The following is an 11,431-nucleotide window of genomic DNA, read 5'->3' as shown; positions in this document are numbered from 1 at the left end:
TTAACGACCGCCTGACCGCAATTTCTAGCACGCGCGAACCCGATTTCGTGTGACGGTTTCTTGACAGCCGATCACAGTGTGTCGAGCAGGGAAAGGCCTCGACCCGCCAATAGCCGTCATTTTCGACGCTTGGATGAACTTCGCATCCAGCGGGCCAGTACAGATAGTAGACGCACAGCATCTCGGTGAGACCCGGTGGCGGGCCGGCGAGGATACGCGCGACGATACTATTCTGTTGACCGCGGCATCGAGAAGGCGCTGGTCCGTATAGACGGTCATGGCGACGGAGGCGCGTGGAACGCGATCCGCATCGCCGTCTGTCCTGTCCACCACCATTCAATCCTCCCTTGACCATCTCCCCCGATAGCCAACCAGGAGATTCGCAGCAAATGGAAAGCGCCGGAGCATTCGTGGCTTCTGCCTTGCCGCTCGACCAGCGGCCAGCGGTGAGCGCCGCCGACCGCGCCGTCTGATGCGGTTCAGCGCTTCGGCCCAAACCCAGGATAAGGGTTGAGCGGCACGATCGCGGCGATGTCCATCATGCCGGCCTTGATCAGTGGCAGAGTGGCGAGATGGCCGCGCACTTCGGCGTCGTCTGACGCCTCGAACATCATGCCGCTGCCGGGAATGTCGCCACGGTTCCACACCTGGCGCACCGCGCCCTCGGCGTAGAGCGTGCGCCGCCGCTCGGCCTCGCCGGGCAGAAGCGGTGCAAAGTCGGCGTCGCCGAACTTTGCGGTGTTGCGGGTTAGAAGGGCAAAGAACTGCATGTCGGTCTCCTCTGGGTTGGGATGGCCGATTATTGCTTCTGACTGGTCAGACTGTCCAAGACTGATTAGGCTAAAGTTGAGACCTATCAGGACTTAGACCTTCAGCTAAAAATGTTCGACTTGCGCCAGATCAGATATTTCGTCACCGTTGCCGAAGCCGGCAATGTCGGCCGTGCCGCCGAGATCCTAAATATCTCGCAATCGCCGCTCAGCCGGCAGATCATGCAGCTCGAGCAGCAACTGGGCGTCGCTCTGTTCGAACGGGCAAAGCAGCGGGTTCATCTCAATGCCGAGGGCCGAACCTTCCTCGCCGAAGCCCGCGCGTTGCTTGCCAATGCACGACGCGTTGAGGAGTTCGGCCGCAATCTCGCCAGCGGCGCCGTCGGCCATCTCGCCATCGGCTATGTCGAGGGCGCTGTTCATGCCGGGCTGGTCGCCGATATGCTCAGGCAATTCCGCCGCGAGCGGCCCGATTTCCATCTCCAACTCAGGAGCCTGCGCACGGCGGCGCAGTTCGACGATTTGCGACAGCGCGTGCTCGACCTCGGCTTCGTCTACGCTGCGGTTCCGACCGCCGATCCGGACATCGACAGCATGCTGGTGCGGCGCGAGCCGCTGGTGCTGGCGATCCCCGAGGATGATCCGCTTGTCCAGTTGTCGGACATCAGGCCGCACCATCTCGATGGCCGCACCTGGATCACCGTCGTGCGCCAGCCTGACGACACCAATCGCGGCCAATTCCTCGCCGCTTGCGCCAAGGCCGGTTTTCTGCCCGACATCGCCTATGAAACAGCCGATCCGCTGACCTCGCTCGGCCTGGTCAGCGCCGGCCTGGGCCTGGCGACGGTGCAATCCAGCCTGCGTGCCGCCGCACCGCCACGGATTGTGTTTCGCGACCTGCCCTGGTTCGAACGCACGGTTTCGATTCACCTGGCCTGGCGGCGGCAGGATCGGCGGGCGGTGATTGGGGATTTGCGGAGGGCAGTAGGCAGTAGGCAGTAGGCAGGAGGCAGGAGGCAGGAGGCAGGCCCTATTCCCTACTGCCTATTCCCTACATTTTGTCTATCACCGACTGCATGCCCTCGGTTGGCGCGTCGACGGAGGAGCCTGCAACCATGATGGCGGCGACGATGGCCTCGGGATCATTGACGATCAGCGGCTTGACCCGTTGCGCGGTGTGGATAAAGCCCTCGGCCGCCATGTGATCTAGCAACGACAGCATAGGGTCCCAGAATCCGTTGACATTGCCGAAGACGATCGGCTTGCGGTGATGACCGAGTTGCGCCCAGGTCATGACCTCGACGATCTCTTCGACAGTACCGATGCCGCCCGGCAGCGCCACAAAGGCGTCGGATTTCTCGAACATCTTGTGTTTGCGCTCGTGCATATTGTCGGTGATCAGCAACTCGTCGAGCCGGTCGAGCGCGGTTTCGGTTGCTTCCTTGTTGATCAGGAAGCGGGGAATGATGCCCGTGACCTTGCCGCCGGCCTTGAGCGCGCCTTCGGCGACGGCGCCCATGATGCCTCTGGTGCCGCCGCCATAGACCAGCCGCAGACCCGCTTTGGCAATTGAACGGCCAAGCAGGTGTCCGGCCTTGGCATAGATTTCAACGCGGCCCGGGGACGAACCGCAATAGACGCAGACGGATCGAATCGTATTCATACGGATGATTGGTGATTGGGTCTGAAAGCGTGGTCAAGCCCCAAGGCTTGACAAGTTCGGGCTTTTTCTTGTCGACCCGTTTTTCTTGTCGGCATTGGGAAAACACGCTAGACCGGCATTAGGTGGCTAAGGGGTAGGGAAATATGGCAATTAATCCATTGAAGGCGTTCCTGTTCGCGGCGGGTGGGACCGTCGCGGCCGCGGGAACCGCCTATGTATCGGGCGCACTCGACCCGTATCTTCATCCAACGCCGCCGGCGCAGGTCGCGGCCTTGACGCCGCCCGAGGCGCCGAAACCGGCTGATCCCGGCACGGAAGGGCGACTGCCAGCGCCTGCGGTGCCGGCAGCTCCCGCCGCAGCGCCGCAGGCGACCGCTCCGGCCGCGCCAGCGACGGAAGCCACGCCCCCGGCAGCACCCGCAACCGATGCCGCGGCTCCGGCTGCACCAGCAGCGGCCGGCCCGATCGCGCCGACTTTCGATGTCGTGCGCGTCGAGAGCAACGGTTCGATCGTCATTGCCGGCAACGCAGCGCCCAATTCAAAGGTCGAGATCCTCAACGGCACCACCGTGCTTGGTTCGACCATGGCCGGTCCCGATGGTGCCTTCGTCATCGTGCTCGACGATCCGCTGAAACCTGGCGACTACACAATTGCCCTGCGTTCGACGGTCGGCACGGTCGTGACGGCCTCGGTCCAGACCGCTGTCGTTTCGGTTCCCAAGGATGCCGCAGGCCAGGTGCTGGCAATGGTCGAGGAGCCGGGCAAGCCGGCCGAACTGTTGACGGTTCCGGCGCCTGAGCCCAAACCGGCGGCACCTGCTACCGGTGATCAGGCTGCCGCTCCGGCTGCCCCAGCGCCGGCTCCGGCCGCCGAAGCACCCGCAACCGCTGCTCCGGCGCCAGCCGCACCGGCAGCGGCACCAGCCGTGGTCGAGGCTGCACCGGCTCCCGCCGCGCCGGCAACACCGCCCGCCGCAGCCGTGACTGAGCCCAAGATCGTCGTCGAGGCGGTCGAGATCGATGGCAACAAGATCTTTGTCGCCGGCCTTGCCGATCCTGGCCGCAAGGTGCGCGCCTATGCCAATGACATCCTGCTCGGAGATGCGCAGACGTCGCCGGACGGTCATTTCCTCGTCGAGGCGACGCGCGACATTCCAGTCGGCAGCTACACCATCCATGTCGACGGCCTCGATGCCGACGGCGTGAAGGTGGTGGCCCGTGCCGCCGTGCCGTTCGAGCGCGAGCCGGGCGAAGCGGTGGCCGCCGTGGCGCCCGCCGAGGTCAAGCCGGCAGAGGTCAAGCCTGCCGAGACCAAGCCGGCCGCACCTGCCGCCGCCGAAGCCCCCGCCGCTCCGGCTCCCGCGGCACCCGCCGTCGTCGCGGCTGCTCCGGCCGAGCCAGCGCCGGCTCCTGCCGTGCCGGCCGCTGCGGCACCGGCTGTTGCCGCCGCACCCGCGGAGCCCGCTCCGGCACCCGCCGCCGAGGCACCGGCCGTTGTCGCTGCGGCCACGCCGCCAAGCGACGTGCCGGAGGTCGTATCGCCCAAGCTCGAACATGCCGACGGCGCTGTCATCATCCGCCGCAACGACACGCTGTGGCGGATTTCGCGGCGCGTCTATGGCCATGGCGTGCGCTATTCCACCATCTACCTGGCAAACCAGGACCAGATCAGGGATCCCAATCGCATCTGGCCAGGACAGGTGTTCAAGGTCCCGGAAAAGTCCAAGGAAGGCGAAGCCGCCGACCTCAAGGCGATGGGCGAGCAGGCGACAACGGCGCCGACCAACACGGAGTAGAAGCCTACCTCGATCAGCTGGCATCGCCTGCTTGGTTGAAGTGAAGCGTGAAACCGGTTGCACCGGGATCACCCAGCTCAGCGCGGAGATTCATGCTCGGGATGAGATAATCTCCGCCATTTTGCCGACGGTATGGGATGGGCGGCGTCGTCGCCAGTGTCCGCATCCTGTCACGCAGGCTTTCGGCCACGGGTTCGAAGCCGGCGTCTTCAAGACGATCGACCTTGTAGACCACGAACGGCGGAAGCACGTCGTATCCAGGGTAATAGAGGATCCCGTGGTTGATCGGGAACAGCAGGTCGTCGATAGGTCCGTTGATGCCGCGCGGCGTGTAGTGCTCCTCCCAGCCTCCAGCGGTCACGATCAACATCGCGCGTTTTCCGACAAGGGTTCCCTCACCATAGCGATCGCCCCAGCGCCGATCGCTATGCTCACCGACGCCATAGGCGAATCCATAGGCGAACACACGGTCGACCCAGCCCTTGAGGATTGCCGGCATGGCGAACCACCAGAGCGGGAACTGCAGGATCAAGGTATCGGCCCACAGGAGCTTTTCGATCTCGGCCTTTACATCCCCGGTTAGCGTGTTGGCCTCGAAACCTTTCTTGGAAGCTGCGACCGGGATGAAGCGCGCATCAGGGTCCAGCGATGGGAAGTCGGCGCGATCGACTTCGGATTTCCAGCCATCGGCGTATAGGTCCGATACGCGCACCTCGTGCCCTTGAGCCTCGAGTTCCTTGACGCCGACGTCACGAAGGGCGCCGCTCAGCGAGCGTGATTCAGGGTGAGCGAAGACGAGCAGAACTTTCATGGGTCAGATCCAATGTTGAGGAAACTGACGGGAAGGTAGCCAGTGGCAGAGTGATCCGCTATATGCAGGTAATGCATAATATTGTGCCGAAAAATGGATAAGTCAGACATTACATTCGAGCGGATGCGCACCTTCATTCGCGTGGCCGAGCGTGGCAGCCTGTCGGCCGTCGCGCGGGAATTTGGGGTAGGGCAGTCTACGATCACGCGGCACCTGCGGGAGCTCGAAGACGCGGTCGGCGTGCCTTTGCTCAGCAGAACGACCAGGCGTGTGACGATGACCGCCGAAGGCAGCCGCTATTATGCCAATTGCGTTCAGATCCTGCGCCTTGTCGAACAGGCCAGCGATGAGGCCCGAGGCACGCGTGGCGCGCCTGCCGGCACGATCCGGATAAGCTGTACGGCGGCCTTCGGTGTCTTGCATGTCAGCCGGCTGATCTTCGATTTTCAGGACCGTCATCCAGACATCGGGGTTGATCTCAGCCTCACGGATGAGCGGGTGGATCTCGTCCGCGAGGGCGTCGATATCTCGCTTCGCCTGGGGCCGCTCACGGACAGCTCGTTGAAGCTGCGGGCTCTCGGCCAGTCGCGGCGTCTGCTTGTGGCGTCTCCGGATTATCTGGCGGCGCGGGGAAGACCGGCTGCTCCCTCGGATCTGCCCCGGCATGAGGGCATCCGGATGTCGAACGTGGCGGGCAGCGAAACGCTTGTTTTGCAGGGCGCCGGTGGCGAACGCCATATGGTGCCTTTCACGGGGCGACTGCGTATCGATCACGGGCTTGCCGCACGGCAGGCCATGGTCGCCGCTCGAGGGATCGCGCCGGCGCATCGATGGCTTGTGGACGATCTTCTGGCGTCAGGCTCGCTCGAGACGATCCTGGCGGATTACTCGCTGCCGTCCGTCCCGCTGAACATGTTGATTGTCCCGGAGCGCGCGGGCGTCGCAAGGGTCCGCTTGCTGGTCGAGTTTCTGGCCGAACAGATTGCCGCCATTCCAGGGATCGAGAAATCTCTCCCGGAGCACTAGCCGCCGTCCGATCTGCCCGGAAGAGTAGCTTGCGGCGGTGCCGTCCATCGTCTATCGCCGATGAACGATGACACAATCCGCCCTTGACCCAGACCGCGCCACCAGTGCTCTGCCCAACTGCATCTCCGACAGCCGCGCTGTCGCGGCGCGATTCGCGGCGTTGTCGCATCCGGCACGGATTGAGATTCTGAAGCACCTCTCGGCCAGCAATTCGTGCTGCTGCCGCGAGGTCGTCGACCGTTTCGATCTTGCGCAGTCAACGGTTTCCCAGCATCTGAAGATACTGGTCGAAGCCGGCCTGGTCCGCTTCGAGCCCGACCGCCAGCGTTCTCGCTATGCGGTCGATCATGCCGCGCTCGCCAACCTGTCGGCATCGCTGAGCGCGCTCGTCAATTCCTGCTGCTCCGGCCGCTGACCCTCTCACCCGAAAGGCAAGAAAAGTGGCCGAAAAAACCGTCTCCGCTGACACCTCAACCCTGACGACATTGCGTAACCTCTGGCCCTATATGTGGCCGGCCGACCGTGCCGACCTCAGGGCGCGCGTCACCTGGGCGACATTGCTGCTGGTCGTCGCCAAGCTGACGCTGGTCGCCGGCCCTTATTTCTTCAAATGGGCAACCGATGCGCTGGCGGGCGGCTCCAAGGTACCACCGCAGCTGCCTTCTTTCATGCTCGCCCCTGTCATGCTGGTTATCGCCTACAATGTGCTGAGGCTCGTCCAGCTCGGCTTCAACCAGTTGCGCGATGCCCTGTTTGCCCGCGTTGGCCAGCATGCTGTGCGCCAGCTCGCCTTCCGCACCTTCGTCCACATGCATCAGCTGTCGCTGCGCTTCCACCTGGAGCGCCGCACCGGCGGCCTGTCGCGCATCATTGAGCGCGGCACCAAGGGCATCGAGACGATCGTGCGCTTCATCATGCTGAACACGGCGCCGACCATTCTCGAATTCGCGCTGACCGCCGGCATATTCGGTTTCACCTATGGCTGGAAATATGTGGCCGTGGTGGCGGCCACCGTCTGCCTCTATGTCTGGTTCACCGTCAAGGCCAGCGACTGGCGCATCTCGATCCGCCGCGACATGAACGACAGCGACACCGACGCCAACACCAAGGCGATAGACTCGCTGCTCAATTTCGAGACGGTCAAGTATTTCACCAACGAAGCCATGGAAGCCGAGCGCTTCGACCGTTCGATGGCGCGCTACGAGATCGCCGCCACCAAGACCTGGACCTCGCTCGGCTGGCTGAACTTTGGCCAGGGCATCATCTTCGGCCTCGGCACCGTCGTCGTCATGTGCATGTCGGCGCTGGAAGTGCAGGCGCACACACAGACGGTCGGCGACTTCGTCTTCATCAACGCCATGCTGATTCAGTTGTCCGTGCCGCTCAACTTCATCGGCTTCATCTACCGCGAAATCCGCCAGGGCCTGACCGACATCGAGCACATGTTCGACCTGCTCGACGTGCCGCAGGAGATCGTCGACAAGCCTGACGCGAAATCCCTGGTGGTCGGCGCCGGCAAGGTAGAGTTCCGAGACGTGCATTTTTCCTACGACCCGATCCGCAAGATCCTGAAAGGCGTCTCCTTCGAGGTGCCGGCCGGCAAGACGGTCGCCATTGTCGGGCCGTCGGGCGCCGGCAAGTCGACCATCTCGCGGCTTTTGTTCCGCTTCTATGACGTGCAGGCCGGCCAGGTGCTGATTGACGGCCAGGATGTCAGGGATGTCACCCAGGACAGCCTGCGCGCGGTGCTCGGCATGGTGCCGCAGGACACCGTGCTGTTCAACGACACCATCGCCTACAACATCCGCTATGGCCGCGTCGGCGCCAGCGAAGAGGAGGTGCGCAAGGCCGCCGAACTCGCGCAGATCGGGCCGTTCATCGACAAGCTGCCCGACGGCTACAAGTCGATGGTCGGCGAGCGAGGCCTAAAACTTTCGGGTGGCGAGAAGCAGCGCGTGGCGATTGCCCGCACCATCCTGAAAGCGCCGCCGATCCTGATGCTCGACGAAGCCACCTCGGCGCTGGACAGCCATACCGAGCAGGAAATCCAGGCCGCGCTCGATTTGGTCAGCAAGGGCCGCACCACCATTGTCATTGCCCACCGCCTGTCGACGGTGATTTCCGCCGACGAGATCATCGTGCTCAAGGACGGCCAGATCGCCGAACGCGGCACCCATGTCGAGCTGATGCGGAAGCACGGCCTCTATGCCTCGATGTGGGACCGCCAGCGCGAGGCGACCGAGGCCGAAGAGCGCTTGCGTCTCGCCCGCGAAGGCGACGAACTCGGCGTCATCGTTCGCCGCCGCACGTCCGAGGTAAATTGATTTTTGCGCTTGACCTCAACTTAGGTTGAGACTGTACGCCCGCTCCTGGAGCCCGAAAACACCATCATCCAGGAACGGAACAATTGAAATGAACGACATAAATCAGAATGTTAACGGCGGCAGCGTGTTCAGGGTGGACAAGTTCGTCGTCCCGGCGGCGGCCCGCGACGAGATCCTCGTCAAGGTCAGGACCACGCATGAATTGCTGCGCCAGCAGCAGGGCTTCGTGCAGGATTTCCTGCTCGAGCAATTTTCGGGACCGGGCGAATTCAACCTGGTGACGATCGTCGAATGGGAAAGCCAGGCCGCCGTCGACAAGGTCGTGCCGATCGTCAAGGCGGCGCATGAACGCGTTGCCTTCAATCCGCAGGAGACGATCGCCCGGCTTGGGGTGCGGGCCGACATCGCCAACTATCAGCGGATTCCCGGGGTGTAGTTTACGGCCAGCCGACGCCAGGTGCCGGCGCTTCCACGCTGAGCACCTTGCCGGTGCGGGCGTCGCTGACCATGTGTTCGAAGCCGCGCCATTCGGCAGCGGTGATGAACAGGGTTTGCCTGTCCGCACCGCCCAGCATGCAGGCAAAACAGCCGCGATCGGCGGTGACGGTCTGCAACACCTCACCGCCCCCGCGCACCCGCACGCAATGCTTGTTGGGGACATCCGCGTACCAGACCGCCCCTTCGGCATCGAGGCAGATGCCGTCGGGGTAGCCATCGAGATCGGCCCAGATGCGTCGGTTGGACAGGGTGCCGTCGGCGGCGATGTCGAAGGCGGTCAACCGGTTGGCATGGGATTCGGCAATGATCAGCGTCTTGTTGTCCGGGGTCACCGCCATGCCGTTGGCAAACGCGATATCCTCGGCCACCTGTCGGACCGCGCCATCCGCCGTGACCAGCACGATGGTACCCGGGCCGAAATGCTGGCCGGCAGCCGGCGCCGGCCCGCCGCCATTGACGTAGATATTGCCGCGCCCATCGACGACGATCTCGTTCCACGGGCTTTTCGATAGGCCGCGCAGATCGGCATGGGTGACGAGCCTGCCATCAGCCTCTTGCCGCAGCAGCAAGCCTTCCCGGCCTGAAACAACGAGCAGACGGCCATCCGGCAGCCAGTCGATGGAGTAGGGCAGGGCTGCCAGCGCGGTGAGCATGATTTCGCGGTCGCCATGCGCATCGACCGTGACGATCTCACCGGTGCCCCAGTTGCAGACCCACAGGCGTCCGTCATGCCAGCGCGGCGATTCACCGAAGGCGAGGCCGTCCGTGACGAAACGAGCTTTTGTACCGGATGATGTCTGCTTGATCGGGAGCCTCCATTGCGTGCGTCATCGGCCCTTGCGGGCGCGATGAGGCGCTTTCTCACCAAGGACGGGCGAGGCGGCAGTCTCCCGACACTAGTCTTTCTGCTTTTCACTCAGGAAGAAGGCTCCATCGACATGACCGTGCCGTCGATGTCGCACTCGCCGCCGCCGGTGGCGGGGTTGGCGACGTCTTCCGACACTTCGAGCTTGCCCGCGCCTGCGGTCTTGATCTCGACCGTGCCGCCAACGCTGCTCCATGTTCCTGCAAAACCGGCGTCAGTCGGCTTGCGGATGCCGGTGAGGAAGGTCGCGCGGTCGCGCAGGAATTCGCCGAGATCGAAAGTCTGCTGATCCTTGGGCGTGTTCTCGTTGAAGCCGGCGATCTGATCGCGATATGCGATGAAATCGCCCTGGTCGTCACGCAAGGCCTTGCCGGCTCGGGGGTCGAGTGTCTTCAGCAATGCCGCGTAGTTCTTCGCCACGTCGGCGTCGGCCTGCGCCAAAGCAGGGTCGGCGCAGATGGCCTTTTCCGCCACGCTGGCCGCCTTGGCGCAGTCGAAGGATGGCTTGGTCTGCGCCAGCGCGTGGCCGAACATTGCAGGCACAATGGCCAACATCAGCGCCGGATAGAGAACGCGAACCTGTCCGTTATACCAAGAGTCATGGGGTTTGACCGACATGGGCCCATTGGCGCATCCCGATTGATGTGATGGTCTCGGAATCTGCGAGGAGTTTCTGCCAGGCGTCGCAGGCCGCATCGATGATATCGTCATAGCTGTCGAAGACACGGTTGGAGAGCCAGTTCTGGCGCATATACTGCCAGACGTTCTCGACCGGGTTCAGCTCCGGCGCGCGCGACGGCAGGAAGATCGGGGTGATGTTGTCCGGTATGCTGAGGTTTGCGGTGGTGTGCCATCCGGCGCGATCCATGACGAGTACGGCATGGGCGCCCTTTTCGACATGGCGGCTGATCTCGTTGATATGGAGTTGCATGGCCTCGGTATCGGCAAACGGCAGTGCGAGAGCCGCCCCGGTACCACGTGCTGGGCAGATGGCGCCGAACAGGTAGGCGCTCTTGTAGCGCTGGTCGGCCGGCTGTCGCGGCCGCGTGCCGCGTCTGGCCCACTGCCGTACAATCCCGTTCTTCTGGCCGATCCTTGCTTCGTCCTGGAACCAGATCTCCACCTTCGTGCGCGGCGGCAAGTCGCAAAGATGCGCCTTCAGCGTGCGAGGCCAGTTTTTTTGAATTCCTCGATGATATGGGCATCCTGCGCCGGATGACGCGGTCGCACACTCATGTGGGAGAAGCCGAGCTTGTGCAGCAGCTTCCCGACATAGCGCGCGTCATAATCAATGCCGAAGCGGTCCTTGATGGCTTTCTTCAGGTCGATCCGCCGCCAGCGAACGACGCCATCGACGGCACGATCCGGGCCCTTCTCCACAAGCGCGGCCAGTTCGGCCTGCTGCTCATGCGACAGCCGGGACGCTGGTCCCGGCGCCCATTGGTCCACAAGACCATCGGGGCCGGCCGTGTTGAACCGATGCACCCAGTCGCGTAGCGTCTGGCGATCCATCCCGCCGATCCGGGCCGCATCGGCCCGGCTCATGCCGTCCAGAACCGCTGCGATCGACAACAGCCGGCTGCTCTGGCGCACATCCTTTGAGTTCCGGGCAAGACGGCGAAGCTCCCCCGCCGAAAAGTTCGTCCGCAACTTCACCGCTGATCCCATCGCCGAATCT

At 63.5% G+C, this 11,431-nt stretch carries 12 protein-coding genes; 6 read left to right on the top strand and 6 right to left on the bottom strand.

Going from position 1 to position 11,431, the window contains the following annotated elements; all coding sequences use genetic code 11:
* Positions 1-479 precede the first annotated feature (479 nt).
* Positions 480-770, bottom strand: coding sequence for a muconolactone Delta-isomerase family protein (locus tag HGP13_RS25995; RefSeq protein ID WP_172230590.1), 291 nt, complete (start codon positions 768-770; stop codon positions 480-482).
* A 111-nt stretch (positions 771-881) separates the two neighbouring features.
* Between HGP13_RS25995 and HGP13_RS25990 the strand changes: the two genes are divergently transcribed.
* Positions 882-1,772 carry a LysR substrate-binding domain-containing protein gene (locus tag HGP13_RS25990; protein ID WP_172230587.1) on the top strand — a complete coding sequence of 297 codons (891 nt, stop codon included), beginning with the start codon at positions 882-884 and terminating at the stop codon, positions 1,770-1,772.
* Positions 1,773-1,821: 49 nt separating this feature from the next.
* On the opposite strand, the gene HGP13_RS25985 is transcribed toward HGP13_RS25990, so the two are convergent.
* Entirely contained in the window at positions 1,822-2,433 is a 612-nt protein-coding gene (locus HGP13_RS25985; RefSeq protein WP_172230584.1) for a TIGR00730 family Rossman fold protein, read from the bottom strand.
* A gap of 143 nt (positions 2,434-2,576) precedes the next feature.
* Here HGP13_RS25985 and HGP13_RS25980 point away from each other — a divergent pair, with 143 nt between their 5' ends.
* Positions 2,577-4,229: a LysM peptidoglycan-binding domain-containing protein gene (locus tag HGP13_RS25980; RefSeq protein ID WP_172230581.1), complete on the top strand. Its 1,653-nt coding sequence runs from the start codon at positions 2,577-2,579 to the stop codon at positions 4,227-4,229.
* A 13-nt stretch (positions 4,230-4,242) separates the two neighbouring features.
* Here the strand turns inward: HGP13_RS25980 and HGP13_RS25975 are convergent, their stop codons facing one another.
* Complete coding sequence (locus HGP13_RS25975) at positions 4,243-5,040, bottom strand: NAD(P)H-dependent oxidoreductase (RefSeq protein WP_172230578.1); 798 nt, start codon at positions 5,038-5,040, stop codon at positions 4,243-4,245.
* Between the two features lie 93 nt (positions 5,041-5,133).
* Here HGP13_RS25975 and HGP13_RS25970 point away from each other — a divergent pair, with 93 nt between their 5' ends.
* The 4 genes from HGP13_RS25970 to HGP13_RS25955 all read left to right on the top strand — a co-directional run bounded on the left by HGP13_RS25970 (position 5,134) and on the right by HGP13_RS25955 (position 8,826).
* On the top strand, positions 5,134-6,066 hold the full coding sequence (locus tag HGP13_RS25970) for a LysR family transcriptional regulator (RefSeq protein ID WP_172230575.1): 933 nt from the start codon (positions 5,134-5,136) through the stop codon (positions 6,064-6,066).
* Positions 6,067-6,133: 67 nt separating this feature from the next.
* Positions 6,134-6,481: a metalloregulator ArsR/SmtB family transcription factor gene (locus HGP13_RS25965; RefSeq protein ID WP_172230572.1), complete on the top strand. Its 348-nt coding sequence runs from the start codon at positions 6,134-6,136 to the stop codon at positions 6,479-6,481.
* 25 nt (positions 6,482-6,506) lie between these two features.
* Positions 6,507-8,390, top strand: coding sequence for an ABC transporter ATP-binding protein/permease (locus tag HGP13_RS25960; protein WP_172230569.1), 1,884 nt, complete (start codon positions 6,507-6,509; stop codon positions 8,388-8,390).
* A gap of 88 nt (positions 8,391-8,478) precedes the next feature.
* The gene (locus HGP13_RS25955; RefSeq protein ID WP_172230566.1) at positions 8,479-8,826 is read left to right on the top strand and encodes an antibiotic biosynthesis monooxygenase; all 348 of its coding nucleotides are present in this window, start codon (positions 8,479-8,481) and stop codon (positions 8,824-8,826) included.
* Between the two features lies 1 nt (position 8,827).
* Here HGP13_RS25955 and HGP13_RS25950 read toward each other — a convergent pair whose 3' ends face one another.
* The 3 genes from HGP13_RS25950 to HGP13_RS25940 all read right to left on the bottom strand — a co-directional run bounded on the left by HGP13_RS25950 (position 8,828) and on the right by HGP13_RS25940 (position 11,421).
* Positions 8,828-9,694, bottom strand: coding sequence for an SMP-30/gluconolactonase/LRE family protein (locus tag HGP13_RS25950; RefSeq protein ID WP_172234851.1), 867 nt, complete (start codon positions 9,692-9,694; stop codon positions 8,828-8,830).
* A 110-nt stretch (positions 9,695-9,804) separates the two neighbouring features.
* Positions 9,805-10,371 (bottom strand): lysozyme inhibitor LprI family protein, encoded by a 567-nt coding sequence (locus HGP13_RS25945; RefSeq protein ID WP_172230563.1) that lies wholly within the window; start codon positions 10,369-10,371, stop codon positions 9,805-9,807.
* Positions 10,352-11,421 (bottom strand): IS630 family transposase gene (locus HGP13_RS25940; protein ID WP_172224417.1). Its coding sequence is split into 2 segments (ribosomal slippage): positions 10,352-10,935 and positions 10,935-11,421, totalling 1,071 coding nucleotides; the frame shifts between segments, so codons are not numbered across the junction. Before HGP13_RS25940 ends, HGP13_RS25945 begins: the two co-directional genes overlap by 20 nt.
* Positions 11,422-11,431 lie beyond the last annotated feature (10 nt).

This window comes from Mesorhizobium sp. NZP2077 (assembly GCF_013170805.1).
In the GTDB taxonomy this organism is placed as follows: Bacteria; Pseudomonadota; Alphaproteobacteria; order Rhizobiales; family Rhizobiaceae; genus Mesorhizobium.
Note: the sequence above shows the minus strand (reverse complement) of the source record. Positions and strands in the feature narration are given on the sequence as shown.

What these genes read in the sequence shown, in the direction of transcription:
- HGP13_RS25995 (WP_172230590.1), bottom strand. Translation starts at nt 770, where the DNA reads ATGCAGTTCTTTGCCCTTCTAACCCGCAACACCGCAAAGTTCGGCGAC.
- HGP13_RS25990 (WP_172230587.1), top strand. Translation starts at nt 882, where the DNA reads ATGTTCGACTTGCGCCAGATCAGATATTTCGTCACCGTTGCCGAAGCC.
- HGP13_RS25985 (WP_172230584.1), bottom strand. Translation starts at nt 2,433, where the DNA reads ATGAATACGATTCGATCCGTCTGCGTCTATTGCGGTTCGTCCCCGGGC.
- HGP13_RS25980 (WP_172230581.1), top strand. Translation starts at nt 2,577, where the DNA reads ATGGCAATTAATCCATTGAAGGCGTTCCTGTTCGCGGCGGGTGGGACC.
- HGP13_RS25975 (WP_172230578.1), bottom strand. Translation starts at nt 5,040, where the DNA reads ATGAAAGTTCTGCTCGTCTTCGCTCACCCTGAATCACGCTCGCTGAGC.
- HGP13_RS25970 (WP_172230575.1), top strand. Translation starts at nt 5,134, where the DNA reads ATGGATAAGTCAGACATTACATTCGAGCGGATGCGCACCTTCATTCGC.
- HGP13_RS25965 (WP_172230572.1), top strand. Translation starts at nt 6,134, where the DNA reads ATGACACAATCCGCCCTTGACCCAGACCGCGCCACCAGTGCTCTGCCC.
- HGP13_RS25955 (WP_172230566.1), top strand. Translation starts at nt 8,479, where the DNA reads ATGAACGACATAAATCAGAATGTTAACGGCGGCAGCGTGTTCAGGGTG.
- HGP13_RS25945 (WP_172230563.1), bottom strand. Translation starts at nt 10,371, where the DNA reads ATGTCGGTCAAACCCCATGACTCTTGGTATAACGGACAGGTTCGCGTT.